This is a genomic window from Streptomyces sp. NPDC056373, assembly GCF_042262425.1.
In the GTDB taxonomy this organism is placed as follows: domain Bacteria; phylum Actinomycetota; class Actinomycetes; order Streptomycetales; family Streptomycetaceae; genus Streptomyces.
In genome coordinates, this window is sequence record NZ_JBHJPX010000003.1 from 241,758 (window position 1) to 257,212 (window position 15,455).

Genomic DNA, 15,455 nt, shown 5'->3' on the forward strand with positions numbered 1-15,455 from the left:
TGCTCGTCCGTACGTGGGTGGTCAGAGGTCCGCGATCGGGTTCCTCAGGCTGCCCACCAGCTGGAGGGCTCCGGACGGGTCCGACAGGTCGACCATCTGCTCGTTGTTGCGGAGTTGCAGGCGGTTGAGGCAGGAGAGGGCGAACTCGGGGGCGAACATGTCGTACTGCTCGAACTTGCCGGTGAGTTCGGGCGCCGACTCCTGGTACTCCCGGGTGACCTCCGCGACCGTGCGCCAGAAGTCGTCCTCCTCCAGGATTCCCTCCGAGGCGAGGTTCGCCGCGAGGAAGCGGAAGAAGCAGTCGAAGACGTCCGTGAAGATCGACAGGAGTTTCTTGTCCTCCGGGACCTCCACGCGGAGCCGCTCGACCGTCGGCGGCAGCACCGCGTCCGGGTCCATGACCGCGATCTCCTCGGCGATGTCCTTGTAGATCGCGCGCTGCACGACCCCGTCCTTCAGCACCAGGATGACGTTCTCGCCGTGCGGCATGAACACCAGGTCGTAGGCGTAGAAGCTGTGCAGGAGGGGCGTGAAGTAGGCCTGGAGGTAGCGGCGCAGCCACTCCTTGGGGGTGAGGCCCGACTGCTCGATCAGTGCGCCCGCGACGGACGCGCCCTCGTGGTCGACGTGGACCAGGGACGCCATCGTGGCCAGGGACTCGCCCTCGTCCAGCGACGGCACCGGGCTCTCCCGCCACAGTGCGGCGAGCATCTTGCGGTACGGCGAGTAGCGGTCCGTCGCCTGCTCGTACTCCAGGTGCCGGTAGCCGACGGCCGCCCGCTCCCGGATGATCGACAGGCCGGTGGCCCTGAGCACCGGGTCGCCCTCGATGAGCTGGGCCAGCCAGTCGTTGATCGCCGGGGTGGCCTCCATGTAGGCCGCCGACAGGCCGCGCATGAAGCCCATGTTGATGACCGACAGGGCTGTTTTGACGTAGTGCTTCTCGGGGCTGGTCCGGTTGAAGAAGGTCCGGATCGACTGCTGGGCGAGATACTCGTCGTCGCCCTCGCCCAGGCACACCAGGTGCCGGCGCGCCACCTCGGCGGCGAAGGTGACACTGAGCTTGTTCCACCACTGCCAGGGGTGGACCGGGATGAACAGGTAGTCGCCGGGATCCAGGTCCTGCTCGCGCAGGACACCGTGGAAGCGGTCGACGGTCTCCGCGCCCAGTTCCTCACGCAGGAACGACTCGTACTCGATGCCGACTCCGGCCGTGAACGCGGCCCGCGACCGGTGCGCGGCCAGCCACACCAGGCGGACCGGGCTCGCCGTCTCCGGCGCGTACGACAGGTACTCGTGGATGCCGAAGCCGAGCCGGCCGTTGTTGGCGACGAAGCAGGGGTGGCCCTCGGTCATGCCGGTCTCGATGGCCTGGAAGTCGCCGCGGGCCAGTTCTGCCGCCGTGGTCTTCGGCTTGGTGAGCTTGTAGCAGGTGCCGGAGAGGGTGGAGGAGATCTCCTCCAGGTAGACCGGCAGGATGTCGTCGCTCAGACCGAGGGACTTCTGCAGCTCGATGAAGAAGTCCAGCGCGGCGAGCGGGACCTCGGTGCCGTCCCGGTGACGGGTGATCGAGTCGGCGTCGACCTGCCAGTGGTCCAGGGCACGACGGGTCGCGGTGAAGCGGTAGCTGGTCAGGCCGTCGTCGCTGCGGACGACGTAACTCTCCCCGTCCTGCTCGGGGGTGATCAGCCGCTCGTGCGCGAACTCGGCGAGGGCTTTGCGGATCAGGAGGCGGTTGGCCCGCGCCCAGCGGTGGGGGGACAGGTGCGCTACGGCGTCGGACAGGGTCATACGGCTACTCCTCGGGCGGCCAGGAACTGTGCGCGCGTGCAGAAGCTGAGCAGCGCGCGCTTCTCCGGCTTGTCGATCTCGCGCTCGGCCACGAAGCCGACGGCCTCGTTCAGCGCGTGTACTGCCTTGTTGGCGACGTCGGGCTCCACCACGATCCGGCGGGTGCGCGGGTCGGCGAACAGCTCGTCCATCACGGCGGTGATGACGGCCCTGGTGAAGCCGTGGATCGGCCGGTCGGTCGGCGCGACCAGGAAGTGCATGCCGACGTCACCGGGCTCCGGGTCGTACAGGCCGACCAGTTCGACGTACCGGGGGTCGTACTTCTCCATCAGGAACGCGGGCCGGCCCTCGTGGAGACCGATGAAGGCGTCGTGGTGCTCGTGAGCGGCGATCCGCATGTACTCGCGCTCGACGTCCTGGAGTTGCGCGTCCTGCATCATCCAGTAGGCCGCCTTGGGGTGGGTGACCCAGGAGTGCAGCAGCTCGGCGTCCTTCAGCGGGTCGAGCGGGCGGACGGCGAGCGTTCCGATACCGGCTCCGGCGCTCATACGGCGAACTCCTGGAACGCGATCGTCTTCTCCACCGGGTAGTACTCGCTGCCGAGCAGCTCGCGGATGATGTACGCGTTCCGGTAGGGGCCCATGCCGAGGTCGGGGCTGGTGATGCTGTGCGTGTGGACGCCGGCGTTCTGCAGGAAGATGCCCCGGCCGGTGACGTCGATCGCGTAGTTGCGGGCGACGTCGAAGTTGCCCTGCGAGTCGTAGACCAGGCGGTCCTTGACGGGGGCCAGGAACTCCGGTTCGGCGTACCGGTAGCCGGTCGCCAGGACCAGGCCCTGCGACTCCAGCTCGAAGTCCTTGCCCTGCTCCTCCTGGCGGAAGCCGAGCGTGTACGTGCCGTTCTCGTACCGCGCGCTGTGGAGCGCGGAGTTGGTGAGCAGCCTGGTGGGGACGGGGCCGCCGAGGTTCTTCTGGTAGAGCAGGTCGAAGATCTCGTTGATGAGGTCGCCGTCGATGCCCTTGAACAGGCCCTTCTGCTCGGCCGTGAGGCGGTAGCGGGTAGCCTCGGGCAGCTCGCGGAAATAGTCGACGTACTCCGGGGACGTCATCTCCAGCGTGAGCTTGGTGTACTCCAGCGGGAAGAAGCGCGGGGAGCGGGTGACCCAGTTCAGCCGGTAGCCGTGGACGTCGATCTCACCGAGCAGGTCGTGGTAGATCTCGGCGGCCGACTGGCCCGAGCCGACCAGGGTGATCGAGTCCTTCTTCTGCAGCTCCGCCTTGTTGTCCAGGTAGCGGGAGTTGTGGATGAAGTCGCCGCCCAGACCCTGGCAGGCCTCGGGTATGCAGGGCGGGGTGCCGGTGCCGAGGACCAGGTGACGGGCCCGGTAGACGTCACCGGCGGTGGTCCGCACGACGTAGAGCTCGTCCTCATAGGTCACTTCGGCGACCGTCGTGCCGAAGCGGATGCTGCTCAGTTTGTTCGCGGCCCAGCGGCAGTAGTCGTCGTACTCGACGCGCAGCGGGTAGAAGTTCTCGCGGATGTAGAACGAGTAGAGCCGGCCCTTCTCCTTCAGGTAGTTCAGGAAGGAGTACGGGGACGTGGGGTCGGCGAGGGTGACCAGGTCCGACATGAACGGCGTCTGGAGGTGGGCGCCGTCCAGGAACATGCCGGCGTGCCACTCGAAGTCGGGCTTCGACTCCAGGAAGACGCCGTCGAGCGCGTCGATCGGCTCGGTCAGGCAGGCCAGGCCGAGGTTGAAGGGGCCGAGCCCGATCCCCACGAAGTCATGAGTCGCAGGAGAAGGGGCCGGGTTGTCAGGACGCGCGGTCAAGGGACTCTCCCAGGTACTGCTCGGCGTGGCCGGCGATCAGGTCGAGGACGGCGGCGATGTCGGACGCCTGCGTCTCGGGGTTGAGCAGGGTGAACTTCAGGTAGTGGCGGCCGCCGACCTTGGTGCCCGCGACGATGGCGTCACCGGAGGCGAACAGGGCCTTGCGGGCGTAGAGGTTGGCGCGGTCGATCTCGGCGGGGTCGGTGACGGCCGCCGGGATGTAGCGGAAGACCAGCGTGGACAGGCTCGGCTCGACGACGACGTCGAAGCGCGGGTCGGCGGCGATCAGCTTCCAGCCCTCCCGGGCCAGGTCGCACACCTCGTCGAAGAGCTGCCCGATGCCGTCGGCGCCCATGGTCCGCAGGGTCATCCACAGCTTGAGCGCGTCGAAGCGGCGGGTGGTCTGCAGGGACTTGTCCACCTGGTTGGGGATGCGCTCCTCCACCATGCGCCGCGGGTTGAGGTACTCGGCGTGGTACGTGGCGTGGCGCAGCGTGGCGGCGTCCCGCACGAGCACGGCCGAGGAACTCACCGGCTGGAAGAACGACTTGTGGTAGTCGACGGTGACCGAGTCGGCGCGCTCGATGCCGTTGATGCGGTCCCGGTGCTTCAGGGAGGCCAGCAGGCCGCAGCCGTAGGCGGCGTCGACGTGCATCCAGGTGCCGAACTGCTCGCACAGCTCGGCGATCTCGGGCAGCGGGTCGATGGAGCCGAAGTCGGTGGTGCCGGCGGTGGCGACGACGGCCATGGGGACGAGGCCGGCCTCCTTGCAGCGCCCCAGCTCGCGGGCGAGGGCGACCGTCTGCATGCGCTTGTCGTGGTCGACGGGTATGGAGACCACGGCGTCCGGGCCGAGCCCGAGCAGCTTCGCCGACTTCTTCACGCTGAAGTGGCTGACCTCGGAGGCGAAGATGCGCAGATCGGCGAAGCTGTCGCTCTTGGCCTCCTCACGGGCGAGCAGCAGCGCCTGGAGGTTGGACTGGGTACCGCCGGAGGTGAACACGCCGTCGGCGGCCGGGCCGAGGCCGATGCGCTCGGTCGTCCAGTCGATCAGTTTCCGCTCGATGAGCGTGCCGCCGGCCGACTGGTCCCAGGTGTCGAGGGAGGAGTTCACCGCGGACAGGACGGCCTCGCCGAGCACGGCCGGGATGACGACCGGGCAGTTCAGGTGGGCCAGGTAGCGGGGGTGGTGGAAGTAGATCGCGTCCCGGAGGTAGACCTCCTCCAGTTCGTCCAGCACCGCGCCTGTGTCGTGCAGCGGCCGGTCGAGGTCGATCTCGTCGATGCGGGGGGAGAGGGCGTCGACGCTGATGCCGGTGAACGGCCGGTCGGTGGTGGCGAGTTTGGCGGCCACCCGCTCGACTCCGTCGGTCACGGAGCGGCGGTACTGCTCCGCGGTGGTGTCGTTGAGCAGGTGCGAGCGCATGTGGGGGTCCTCCGGTGGGGACAGTCCGGTGTGGGACGGGATGGGCTGGTCTCCGGCGTCCAGAACTTAGGTAAGCCTAACCTAACTTGATCGAGAGGCGGGCGGGCTCTGCCGTGACCGTGGTCACTCGTGTCACTTCAGGACCGGGGAGCCGCGGCGGGTTGCGACTAGGCCTCCGCGCGCAGTTGCTCCTCGCTCACGCCACGCCGCCAGTAGCCGACGAACGTCACCCTGCGGCGGTCGACCCCGAGCTCGCGCACGAAGTGCCGGCGCAGCTCCTTCACGCACCCCGACTCACCGGCGAGCCAGACGTAGGGCCGCTCGGCCGGGGGCAGCGGGGCGCTGCGGAGGGTGTCGAGGGCCATGGGGGAGCCCTCGGCGTTCCCCTCCTCCCGGACCAGCCAGGTGATCTCGGCGTCGGCCGTGGTCACCAGGTCCTGGATGTCGCCGGCGTGCGGGACCTCAAGCCAGACCCGGGCGCGGGTGCCGGCGGGAAGCGACTCGACGATGGCGGAGGCGGCCGGGACGGCGGTCTCGTCGCCCCAGACGACGACCAGGTCGGTGTCCTCGGGCGGCCGGAACCGGATCGCCCGGTTGTCGGCGACGGCCGGGCCGAGCAGCAGGACCCGGTCCCCGGCGCGGGCGCCGGCGGCCCAGCGGGAGGCCGGGCCGGCCTGGACGCAGGCGTCCGGTCCGATGCCGTGCAGGGCGAAGTCGATATCGATCTCGTCCGGGTCCCGGCGCAGGTCGCGCAGGGTGTAGGAGCGCATCACGGCCCGTACGCCGTCCGGGAGTTCACGCCAGCCCTGCCACCAGCCGTCGCCGAGTTCGAGCGGCACGACCGGCTCGGGCTGCCCGGGGTGCGGCAGGAACAACGACAGGGACTGGTCGCGCCCGTCGGAGTGGAAGGCGTGCAGATCGGGCCCACCGAAGGTGACACGGACCAGCGACGGCCCGAGCCGCCGCGTCCGCAGGACCTGGAGGGAGAAGAAGCGGAACGGGGCGGCTACGGCGGTGGTCATGGTGACTCCTGATTCGTCGTCAGGGGTGAGTGGAGGCGCCCAGGGGCGTGGGGGCGTGTCGCCGTGCGGCTCCGCCGTGCGGGCGTGACCGGCCGTATCCGGCTGGCCGGTGCGGGCGTGACCGGCCGCATTCGGCTGGGCGGTGCGGGCTGTCGACATGACCGGCCGCATCCGCCCGCGCTCGCGACACTCCTCAGGCGCCCCGAGGGTGGCGCGTCAGGAGACCTTCTTCGCGCTCTCGATCGCCTTGGCGAGGTTCTCGACCAGGGGCGTGCACTTGTCGTACGACAGGATCGGCTCGGGCGAACGTGAGATGACCTGGCCGGCCTTGACCGCGGGCAGCTTCTTCCAGGTCGCCTCGGTGATGTCGGCCGGCTGGATGGTCGAGGCGCGGTCGTCCATCATGATGATGTCGGCCGGGTACTTGTCGACGTTCTCCCAGCTGAGGTTCTCGAACCAGCCGCCGTTGGCCTTCTTGGCCTTCTCCGGGGGCTCGACGAGGTTCACGCCGAGGGCCTTGAAGTACTCCAGGTCGATGGAGAAGTTGGAGCCCGAGACGTAGAAGATGGCGTCCGAGGCGGAGCCGGCCAGCACCTTGATCTCGGGGCGGGACTTGGCGGCCTTGCGCAGTCGCTCGGAGGCGGCCTCGAAACGCTTCTTCGCCTCGACGGCCTTCGCGGCCTTCAGGTCGGCGCCGAGGGACTCGGCGAGCTCGGCCATGCGCTGCAGCGGCTTCGGCAGCTGACGGTCGAAGACCGAGACCGCCACGCTCGGGGCGAGCTTGGCGATCTTGTCCTTGGAGGCCAGCGGGACGTACCAGAGGGAGCCGGCGGCGTCGAAGGTGGTGGTGATGAGCACCTCGGGCTGGAAGGCCGCGTACTGCTCGACGTTGAACTGGTCGAACCGGTTGCCGAAGACGGTCAGCTTGCTGACGTCCATGTCGCCGGCCTGGACATCGGCCTTGCCGTCCTTGGTCCTGGTCGGGCCGAAGACGCCCTTGACGTCGATGCCGTAGTCGTACAGGGCGGCGGCGACGCCGGTGAACGCGACGATCCTCGTGGGGGCCTTGTCCAGGCTCACGGTCATGCCGCGGTCGTCCTTGAATGACCAGGGGCCGGACTTGGCGACACCCTTCGCGTCCGAGCCGCCGTCCTTGGAGTCCTCACTGCCACACGCGGTCACGAGGGCGCCGAGCCCGAGAGCACCACCGGCGGCGAGCATGCCGCGGCGGGAGAAACGGGCGGTTCTGGCGTTCGACATGACTGGGTCTGCTTTCGTGCGTACGGAGCCACTGCGGGCATGGCCGACAACCCCGTGGCTGAGATCGACGTTAGGTTAGCCTAACCTGAGATTCTGTCCAGGGGGTCGGGGGGTGTGTGCCCGGGGGTGGGGGTGGGATGCGAAGGCACGCAGTGATCCGAGTCACCAGGGGGCCGAGATCCCGCTCGGCGCGTCTCCTACGACGTGAAACGGCGGGTCACGGCTCGGACCGGATCGGTGCGGGCGACCTGCAGCGCGAACCCTTCCCCTCGACCGGGGGCGGGCTTCGCGTACCAAGGGAGGCAGCGGCGGCGCCAGGTGGCGGGCGGAAGATCGTGCGGAAGCGGTGGCAGGCTCAGTGACCACGGCCCGAGGCGCAGTTGTCCTGTCCACGCTCCGGCGGTGAGCTCGGTGACCGGAACGCGCACGGTGAAGTCGCCACCGGCAGGTGAGCCGGGGCCGGCGGGGAAGGCGGCGGTCCTGCCCCGGTCGTTCTCCAGGTGGACGGCGAGAGCGCCGTCGGGGAGGGCGGCGAGTGTGCAGCGGCCGGTCAACTCCAGTTCCGTGGAGGCGCCGGTGGCCCATCGGACGCCGTCGAGATCCAGGTGGGGCAGGACCTCGTGCTTGCGCTCGCCGATGTCGAGCGTGAAGTTGCCGTGGGGTCTGGTGGCGTAGAGCGTCACGGCCCGGAGCGCCTCACCGCTGCCGACGAGATGCGTCGTGGGAGCGCCGGAGACGTCGCTCCGTCTCCTGCTGCCGATCCGGACCTCGCGGGACACGCCTTGGGCGCCGACCCCGAGGAAGATGTCCCACAGGCCGTCGGGGAGGGGTTCGCCGCCTGCGGCGGTGGTGATGTCGACGGATGCCTCGAAACCGGCCGTGTCGTAGAGGTACCGCCCTTCGTCCTCTTCCTTGCCGAGCCCGGGGGTCGCCGTGTGCGTGACGGCAAGCCGGTGCTCGGTCCCGCTGTCCCGCTCGCGCAGCACCAACTCGGTGGACACGTCTTCGGTGGCGACGCGGTGCAGGTAGCCGTGCCCGGTCAGATGCAGCACGGTTCCGCGCAGTTCGGCGCGGGTCACCAGATGCCGGATGCCGAGTTGCCGGGTCACGTCGTAACAGGCGTCGGGTATCCGGCGGGACGGGTCGCGAAGGTAGGGGTAGCGGGCGTAGGCGCGGCCGCCGTCGACGAGGACGGGTGTCGCAACGCCGCTGTTCGCCAGCAGCCCCTCGAACCGGACGAGTTCGAGAAGTTCGTCCAGCATGGTGTGGCGCACGAGGTGCAGGCGGAGTCGGGCCATCGCCGACAGTCGGTCGTTCAGCCCCTCGTGCCACAGCGGGGCGATGACCTCGGCGAGCCGGGCGAGGGCCTTCTCCTGCTCGGGGCGGGGCTCGTGCACCAGATGGTCGAGGAGTTGCTGTACCTCCACGGTCAGGTGGCGGTGGGCCAGGTGGTCACGACCCGGGCCGGGCGGAACCTGCTCCAGGAGCATGTCGACCACTCGGGGCAGGAAGCGCAGCCGGGGCTCGGAGCCGCCCGTCCGCAGGGTGATGTTGCCGCTGTCCTCACGCTCGACCCAGAACAGGCAGTCGTAGTCGGCGAGTACGGAGATGCCGTCCGCGTGGAGGTAGGCAGGGCCGACGAACAGCTGGTCCTCGCCGATCTTCAGGTCCGTCGGGAAGCGCAGCTCCAGCCGCTCCAGCAGGTCGCGGCGGAACAGCTTCATCGGGTTGAGCGTCCAGTAAACGCGGGACGAGAGGACGTCGGTGCGGGGCTGGTTGCGCCGGAACATCGAGGTGGGTGCCCCGCGTCCGCCCTCGCCCACCATCTTGCCGAGGACGATGTCGGTGCCGTTCGTCTCGGCCATGGCGACCATGCGTTGCAGCGCTTCGGGGCCCAGATGGTCGTCGGCGTCCAGGAAGAAGACGAACGTGCCACGGGCGTGGTCGAGCCCCTTGTTCCGCGGGGCTGAGGGACCACCGGAATTCGACTGGTGGAAGACCCGTAAGAGGGCTGGGTATTCCTTTGCGAGCCGGTCGAGCTCATCACTCGTTCCGTCGGTCGAACCGTCATCGACGGCCAGAATCTCCAGCGCGTCCTGACCGATGCTTTGCTCGGCGACGGAGGTGACGCAGCGTGTGATGTAAGGCATCGCATTATAGGCAGCGATAACCACGGAAACGGCAGGGCCGGCCATCGGAAAGCTCCCCCGGAGAAACGAGTCACGCTCCCTCTTTTGGCTTGGTCAGAGCCCGCCCAGTGGTCAATCCGGGCGCCGGGAGGTGTCATATGAGACGTGAAGATACCATGCAGTAGTAGTGTCTGCGAAGTGACTTCATGAAGAACCTGCAGCTCGGGCGGGTTTCGGTCAGTTGGCCTGATGGGTGATTTGTCCGCCATCTGGGGCCGTGTTGCCGCATCCGGTGAGTCGCGGTGAAGGGTTGACATCCTTTACCCACGCCATATTTAGTCTGCGCTTACAACTTTCATAGCGGGCGGGGGTGGGTCTTGCCCGGATGAACCCAAGGGGTGGGTGTGCATACGCGTATGCGTCCGGGCGCGGTATTGGCCGCGACTACAGGCGTCTTTGCCTTGGCTATATGCGGCTTGTCATTGAGCTCTTCGCAGGCCGCGGCAGCGACGTGCACGGCGGGAACATCGAGTGACTTCAACGGCGACGGCGTGACCGACACGGTGATAGCCGACCCGACCGCCACAGTGAACGGAGCCAAGGCTGCCGGGCTGGTGCGCGTCGTCCTGGGCGGCGGCAAGGGAGTGTCGGAGATCTCCCAGGCGACGAGTGGCATGAGCGCGACTCCCGAAGCCGGGGATCAGTTCGGCTTCTCCCGTTCGGTGTACGACATGGACGGGGACGGATGCACCGACCTGGTCGTGGGCGCCCCGTACGAGGACGTCGCCAAGGACGGGGGCCGACTGGTCGACGCCGGAGCGGTGTACGTCATCCACGGCACACCGACCGGCATCGGCGCGTCACGGCGACCGATGGCCATCCGTTCTGGGTGCCTGAGCTCGGGGAGTGGGTCGACGCCACTGATCTGAGGGCGGGGGAGTGGCTGCGGACCTGGACGGGGACGCGGGTCCAGGTCGCTTCCGTGAAGCGGTGGGCGGTCGGCTCAGCGACGGTCCATAACCTGACTGTCAGCGATCTGCACACGTACTATGTGCTCGCTGGTCAGACGCCGGTACTCGTTCACAACAGCAATTGCGTCGGCGCCGGACGCGACTTGATTGGTGGGCAAGAGCAGTTCCATATCATTCACGGTGACAGAACGGGTGGTGGCCATAAGTGGCCGGGACAGCCTGGGAAGACCGTGTTTCCGCGCGGCTGGGACACCGACAAGATCCTCGACAGCATTGCCGATGTGGCGACCAGTCCGAACAGCGTCAGAACGCAGCGGACAGGCCGAGCTGGAGCCCTGTATACGAGGAACGGGGATCCGTCGCGGTGGAAGGTCGAAGGAGTAGTGGACGGCGTGAACATAAGGGTCATCTATGAACCTGCAACAGACCGAATCGTGACCGGCTTCCCGTATCGACCCTGATGGAGGTGCAGTGGAAGCCGTAGAGTACGCCGCCAAGATCGAAGAACTGCTAGAGGAATCTCCCATCACTGCGCCTTCAGTCGCAGTTGACGTGCGCGACCTTCTGGTGGCCGGAGAGTTCGCCCTAGCTTTCGACACAATGTGCTCATGGATTTACGAGGACGAGTTGTCGATTAGTGAGGAGTATTACGGGCGGCTTGTTCGGCTGTCGGCAGAGCTCGGATCTCGTGATCTAATCGCGCGAATGCGTGAGCTGGTTACGGGATAAGCGAGTGGGCTCCCGTCGCCGCTTCGGATTGGGGTGCGTCGTGATCGTCTGATACGGACCAGATCAGAGTGAGCGACCGCAAATCTGAAGCCCCGCCAGGTGCGTCCTGGCGGGGCCTCAGCGTGGGGTGACGGCAGTAGTTGACGGCAACGTCAGCGGACGGCGGCTCCGAAGAGGGGTGGTTCGTCGCCGTCGTCGGGCTTGCCGCTGATCTCGTCGGGGTTGCGGAGCGCGTGGCCGAGGAGGTCGATGGCGTCGCGTTGGAGGCGGAGTCGGACGTGGGCGTAGACGGTGGCGGTGACGCCGATGTGAGCGTGGCCCAACAACTCCTTGATCGCGACGAGTTCGACGCCCTCCAGGAGCAGGGTGGCGGTCGAGTGGCGGAGGTCGTGGAAGCGGATGCGGCGGAGGCCGGCCTTGCGGTGTTGCCGGGGGCGAGGACGTATCCGGCGGCTTCCCAGCGGCTGTCCTTGCGCTGGTAGACGGTTCCGTCGCCGTTGGCGCGGACGCGGCGGGAGGCGGGGGTGTCGCGGGGCGTGGTCATCAGGCGGCGGCTTCCTGTTCGGGTCGGGTGGTGATGAGGGAGTCGAGCGCGGGGGCGGGGATGCGGCGGGCGCGACCGAGGGCGATGGAGGGGAGTTGCCGGGTGCGGATGAGGTCGTAGACGGCGGTGCGGCCGAGCTGGAGGCGTTCCATGACCTGGGGAACGGTGAGGAGTTCGGTGCGGCGGTCACGCGAGGGCCCCCGTCCGGACAGTGCTGGTCAGCCGATGAGTGGGGTGTCCGACCGGGTGACCGGCGGACTGACCGGCGCGGTCACCGGAGCGCTTGGGCGCGGAGGGCCGGACCAGGGGACTGGTCGGCGGGGCGCGGTGGTGATCACCGGCGGGTGCGTGACGTTAACATCGCCTCACGGGCGCATTCAAGTGCATCCCTCCTCATTCCTTTCTGCTGGGTGGTGGGACGCGGGTAGTGTGGGGCCGGTTTCCGGGTTTGGACGGGCCGGATTTTGCTGGTAGGTGGCGTGGACAGCGGGGTGGCCGGCGTGGTGGTGGGGCGGCGTGGGCGCAGGCCGGCGGGTGGCGGGGTGCCGCTGACGTTCGAGGTCGTCGCCGAGACCGTGCGTGAGCGGATCCGCTCGGGTGGGCTGCGGCCGGGTGACGCGTTGCCGACGCAGGCCGTGCTGATGCGGGAGTTCGGGGCGTCGAGCCTGACCGTGCAGAAGGCCATGGCCCTGCTGAAGCAGGACGGGTGGGCGGTCTCCCGCCCCGGCAAGGGCGCTTTCGTCGCCCGCCGCGACTACCCCGACGGCGCCGATGGCCCCGACGGTCCGGAGGCAACCGCACCCGCCGGCGGGACGACGGCCCGCGTCGAGGCACTGGAACGAGCGTTGGCCGAGGCCGCTCAGCAGATCGCCGACCTTCGTGGCCGCGTCGAGGCCTTGGAGTCGGACGTCAGCGAGCGGGGCCACTGAACCGCCGTTGCGCGTGGCCCGGGGCGTGCGTTCAGATTTTCTCTTCGAGGTTCAAGGCGGGCCCCGCCCGCCGGAGCTGGCCGTCGTCGCCGACAAGTCCGCCGTTCGCTCGGAAGGTCAGCGGCGCCGCAGGTGGCGAGTCGCACCGGCAGCCGGGGCATGACCCAGGGCTGCGGGAGCGGCAACTTGCCAGCTAATCGGGCTGACTGGAGTCGGGCTCCTGGCAGAGCAAGTTGTCACCAACGACCGTCCTACGGCCGGATCGCAGGCGAGGGCCGACCAGGGGGCCGATCCTTCACGTGCGTCGCGCAGGCTCACCGAGGGCGGTGGCCGGCACCGCCTTCAGCGGGGAGCGATACGCTCTCGGCGGACCGCTCCCCCCCCCGGCCTCCGCGCTGCCGCACTGGCGGGGGAAACCGGCACTGCCCCGACGTCCGAGGACCGCCCTCCCCGGCGAACGGGCCGCCAGAGGAATACCGGACAGGACACACACGGGGACATCGATCAAGTTCCTGGCAATCCTCGGGCGACTGCCCGCATTCCAGCGGGGGTGAACCTCTGCCTATCCAGCTGTCCAAGGCTGCGGGACCGTCCTACACTGCTGGCGTGACCGCTGCATTCGACTACGAGGACATGCACCACCTGGTGGACCGGCTCACCCCGACCCAGGTGCGACGCCTGCGCCTGCTCGTCACCCAGGATGAGGAACTGTCCCAGGTTGCCCAGTCGCTGCCGGCAGTCGACGCGAACGAGGACGAGGAGTCGGTCCCGGCCGGGCTGCTGGCCCTGATCGGCAGCGTGAATGGCCCAGAGGATCTGGCTGAACGGCACGACGACTATATCCGCGAGCGGATGCGCGAGCGCTTCGGCGACTCGGCGTGATCGCCACGGTCCTGGACACCGGACCCCTGGCTGCGGCGTTCAACGCGGCCGACCGGCGTCACCCGGAGTGCGCCTCCCTGCTGACGTCGCTGACCGGCCGCCGTCTACTGCCCAGCCCGGTCATGACCGAGGTCTGCTGGCTGTTGGAGCGCTGGCCCCGTGTCGAAGCGGCGTTCCTCGCCGAGGTCGCACGGGGAACATTCGAGCTGGTCCACCTCACGCCCGCCGACCTGACGCGCATGGGTGAGCTGGTCCTCCAGTACGCCGACTTCCCGCTTGGCGGAGTCGACGCCTCGGTCATCGCGGTAGCCGAACGCTTCGACGTGGACCGGGTAGCCACCCTCGACCGGCGGCACTTCAGCGTCGTCAAGCCCGCCCACGTCGCCGCGCTGACACTCCTGCCGTAGCCCGACCAGCGGTCTACACCTCTGACGGCAGCGCTGACGGCAACAAGCACGGACGCCAGGGCACAGTCACGGAGACCAGCGGAACCCGAAACCGCCGATGACCTGCGAAAACGCAGGTGGGGAGGGGCCGCGTAGCACACGTACTATGTGCTGGCGGGTAAGACTCCGGTCCTGGTTCACAATTCCAGCTGCTCCACAAGTGCCGCCGATGGTGAGCGTTTGCGCAGGCAGCTTGCCGGGGAGGCTGGCCAGCTTCCAGGGATTCGTTCGGCGGATGACATCTTCGACACCCCCTCTGCCCTTAGTGGTGGTGTCACGCCGGACCAGGTCCGCCCATTCTTTGCAGGCCGGAAGGGATGGGTCGAAGAGGGCCTAGGTAGAGGGAAAAATGCTGGCGGCGGTTGGGTAATTCGTGAATATACGGGTCGTGGAGACCCGACCGGTAGGATGCTCAGGTGGAATCCTGGAGGCGGTCATCATGGTGAGGGCGCTTACTGGAGAGTCGTGGGTCCTGAAGGGGATCTGGGAGGAATCATTCGATGACCGGCGATCGAAAGTTGACGGATTTTCGGCGGTGGGCCCTCGCGGTGCTGGACCTGCTCAGTGCGGGGCCTGAAAGGCAAGTGGAGTACTTGCGGGCGTCGGGCATAGGGTCAGATGAAGTATTGCTTCAATTCGACGACGTGCTGCACGTGGCTCACGCCAGACTAGCTGACGGTTCGTTGAACGACGAAGATTACCTCTTGCTTCAGTCGGTCAACGAAAGTGTCAATTCCGTAAGCGCAGGCCCTGAGGAGATTTGGGTCGAAGATGCACTTAAAGAGGCCGCTGAATGGGAAGAGGTGCGGGCGGCTTCGAGGGTGGCAAAGTCGGGCCTTGAGCAGTCCTGGAGTCAGGAATTCGGCGATTAGCAGGGAGCTTTTGGTCGGCGATTGGTGGCGAACCTACTTCGCTTTCGATTGCCCCAATGTAGGACGTTCCTGAGCGTTCGCTGAGGTCAGCGTGAGAGCCCCGCCGAAGTGAAATCAGTGGGGCTCTCGCGCCGTTTGACGGCAACGCTGACGGCAACGTCAGCGGACGACGGCTGCGGCGGGTGGGTCGTCGGGATCGTTGTCCGTCGGGCTGAGGGCGTCGCCGAGAGTATCGATGGCTTGGCGCTGGAGGCGAAGCCGGACGTGGGCATAGACGCCGGCGGTCACGCCGATGTGCGCGTGGCCTAGGAGTTCTTTGATTGCGACGAGGTCGACGCTCTATTCCGGGAACTTGAAGTAACGCTGCCATGCCCGTCGGGGTGGCTCGTTCTGCACGATCCGAACGAGTACGTAAAATTGCAGTTTTCGGCTGCCCGTGAGGCTGTTCTGTGTTCGATGAGGGTGGATGACTTGCAATTCCCCGCAGAGGTGCAGATCCTGCTGGAGACTGCTGCGAAGTAGTCTCGCAATGTGAGAGAAGGCTGGTGGGGCCGCGGTTATTAGGGGCCCCACCCATAGGCGTGGCAGAGTGGTTGGGTAAGCCCCCCAACCCCAAAACCCGC

At 67.8% G+C, this 15,455-nt stretch carries 14 protein-coding genes and 3 pseudogenes; 7 read left to right on the forward strand and 10 right to left on the reverse strand.

Annotation, left to right across the window (positions count from 1 at the left end; genetic code table 11):
* Positions 1–21: 21 nt before the first annotated feature.
* From ACFCXS_RS07945 to ACFCXS_RS07975, 7 genes are all read right to left on the reverse strand, one after another.
* Positions 22–1,791: an IucA/IucC family protein gene (locus tag ACFCXS_RS07945; RefSeq protein WP_376642183.1), complete on the reverse strand. Its 1,770-nt coding sequence runs from the start codon at positions 1,789–1,791 to the stop codon at positions 22–24.
* On the reverse strand, positions 1,788–2,339 hold the full coding sequence (locus tag ACFCXS_RS07950) for a GNAT family N-acetyltransferase (protein WP_376642184.1): 552 nt from the start codon (positions 2,337–2,339) through the stop codon (positions 1,788–1,790). The genes ACFCXS_RS07945 and ACFCXS_RS07950 overlap by 4 nt, the downstream gene beginning before the upstream one ends.
* Complete coding sequence (locus ACFCXS_RS07955; protein WP_376642185.1) at positions 2,336–3,622, reverse strand: lysine N(6)-hydroxylase/L-ornithine N(5)-oxygenase family protein; 1,287 nt, start codon at positions 3,620–3,622, stop codon at positions 2,336–2,338. Before ACFCXS_RS07955 ends, ACFCXS_RS07950 begins: the two co-directional genes overlap by 4 nt.
* Positions 3,606–5,048, reverse strand: coding sequence for a lysine decarboxylase DesA (desA, locus tag ACFCXS_RS07960; protein ID WP_376642186.1), 1,443 nt, complete (start codon positions 5,046–5,048; stop codon positions 3,606–3,608). The genes ACFCXS_RS07955 and desA overlap by 17 nt, the downstream gene beginning before the upstream one ends.
* A 167-nt stretch (positions 5,049–5,215) precedes the next feature.
* Positions 5,216–6,070, reverse strand: coding sequence for a siderophore-interacting protein (locus ACFCXS_RS07965; protein ID WP_376642187.1), 855 nt, complete (start codon positions 6,068–6,070; stop codon positions 5,216–5,218).
* 216 nt (positions 6,071–6,286) lie between these two features.
* Positions 6,287–7,330, reverse strand: coding sequence for an ABC transporter substrate-binding protein (locus tag ACFCXS_RS07970; RefSeq protein WP_376642188.1), 1,044 nt, complete (start codon positions 7,328–7,330; stop codon positions 6,287–6,289).
* 197 nt (positions 7,331–7,527) lie between these two features.
* Positions 7,528–9,525: a glycosyltransferase family 2 protein gene (locus ACFCXS_RS07975; RefSeq protein ID WP_376642189.1), complete on the reverse strand. Its 1,998-nt coding sequence runs from the start codon at positions 9,523–9,525 to the stop codon at positions 7,528–7,530.
* Positions 9,526–10,133: 608 nt separating this feature from the next.
* On the opposite strand from ACFCXS_RS07975, the gene ACFCXS_RS07980 reads away from it, so the two are divergent.
* The 3 genes and pseudogenes from ACFCXS_RS07980 (at position 10,134) to ACFCXS_RS07990 (ending at position 11,159) form a co-directional block, all read left to right on the forward strand.
* On the forward strand, positions 10,134–10,388 hold the full coding sequence (locus ACFCXS_RS07980; RefSeq protein ID WP_376642415.1) for an integrin alpha: 255 nt from the start codon (positions 10,134–10,136) through the stop codon (positions 10,386–10,388).
* A pseudogene (locus tag ACFCXS_RS07985) lies at positions 10,316–10,891 on the forward strand (EndoU domain-containing protein); the annotation flags it as partial. The gene ACFCXS_RS07980 and the pseudogene ACFCXS_RS07985, both read left to right, overlap by 73 nt.
* Positions 10,892–10,901: 10 nt before the next feature.
* Entirely contained in the window at positions 10,902–11,159 is a 258-nt protein-coding gene (locus ACFCXS_RS07990) for a MafI family immunity protein (protein ID WP_376642190.1), read from the forward strand.
* A 152-nt stretch (positions 11,160–11,311) separates the two neighbouring features.
* Here ACFCXS_RS07990 and ACFCXS_RS07995 read toward each other — a convergent pair.
* Both ACFCXS_RS07995 and ACFCXS_RS08000 read right to left on the reverse strand, forming a co-directional pair.
* Positions 11,312–11,581 (reverse strand): annotated as a pseudogene (locus tag ACFCXS_RS07995) (tyrosine-type recombinase/integrase); the annotation flags it as partial.
* Positions 11,582–11,702: 121 nt separating this feature from the next.
* On the reverse strand, positions 11,703–11,915 hold the full coding sequence (locus tag ACFCXS_RS08000) for a helix-turn-helix domain-containing protein (protein ID WP_376642416.1): 213 nt from the start codon (positions 11,913–11,915) through the stop codon (positions 11,703–11,705).
* A 267-nt stretch (positions 11,916–12,182) separates the two neighbouring features.
* Between ACFCXS_RS08000 and ACFCXS_RS08005 the strand changes: the two genes are divergently transcribed.
* From ACFCXS_RS08005 to ACFCXS_RS08020, 4 genes are all read left to right on the forward strand, one after another.
* A complete protein-coding gene (locus ACFCXS_RS08005) occupies positions 12,183–12,632 on the forward strand; it encodes a winged helix-turn-helix domain-containing protein (protein ID WP_376642191.1) in 450 nt (149 codons plus the stop codon).
* Between the two features lie 606 nt (positions 12,633–13,238).
* On the forward strand, positions 13,239–13,514 hold the full coding sequence (locus tag ACFCXS_RS08010; protein ID WP_376642192.1) for a hypothetical protein: 276 nt from the start codon (positions 13,239–13,241) through the stop codon (positions 13,512–13,514).
* A complete protein-coding gene (locus ACFCXS_RS08015; RefSeq protein WP_376642193.1) occupies positions 13,511–13,921 on the forward strand; it encodes a type II toxin-antitoxin system VapC family toxin in 411 nt (136 codons plus the stop codon). The genes ACFCXS_RS08010 and ACFCXS_RS08015 overlap by 4 nt, the downstream gene beginning before the upstream one ends.
* Before the next feature lie 539 nt (positions 13,922–14,460).
* A complete protein-coding gene (locus ACFCXS_RS08020) occupies positions 14,461–14,832 on the forward strand; it encodes a hypothetical protein (RefSeq protein ID WP_376642194.1) in 372 nt (123 codons plus the stop codon).
* A 159-nt stretch (positions 14,833–14,991) separates the two neighbouring features.
* On the opposite strand, the pseudogene ACFCXS_RS08025 reads toward ACFCXS_RS08020, so the two are convergent.
* Positions 14,992–15,168 (reverse strand): annotated as a pseudogene (locus ACFCXS_RS08025) (site-specific integrase); the annotation flags it as partial.
* Positions 15,169–15,455: the final 287 nt, after the last annotated feature.

Bases quoted from the DNA above. Each gene is read 5' to 3' on its own strand.
- desA (WP_376642186.1), bottom strand. From the start codon at position 5,048: ATGCGCTCGCACCTGCTCAACGACACCACCGCGGAGCAGTACCGCCGC.
- ACFCXS_RS07950 (WP_376642184.1), bottom strand. From the start codon at position 2,339: ATGAGCGCCGGAGCCGGTATCGGAACGCTCGCCGTCCGCCCGCTCGAC.
- ACFCXS_RS07945 (WP_376642183.1), bottom strand. From the start codon at position 1,791: ATGACCCTGTCCGACGCCGTAGCGCACCTGTCCCCCCACCGCTGGGCG.
- ACFCXS_RS08020 (WP_376642194.1), top strand. From the start codon at position 14,461: ATGACCGGCGATCGAAAGTTGACGGATTTTCGGCGGTGGGCCCTCGCG.
- ACFCXS_RS07975 (WP_376642189.1), bottom strand. From the start codon at position 9,525: ATGGCCGGCCCTGCCGTTTCCGTGGTTATCGCTGCCTATAATGCGATG.
- ACFCXS_RS07965 (WP_376642187.1), bottom strand. From the start codon at position 6,070: ATGACCACCGCCGTAGCCGCCCCGTTCCGCTTCTTCTCCCTCCAGGTC.
- ACFCXS_RS07980 (WP_376642415.1), top strand. From the start codon at position 10,134: ATGAGCGCGACTCCCGAAGCCGGGGATCAGTTCGGCTTCTCCCGTTCG.
- ACFCXS_RS07970 (WP_376642188.1), bottom strand. From the start codon at position 7,330: ATGTCGAACGCCAGAACCGCCCGTTTCTCCCGCCGCGGCATGCTCGCC.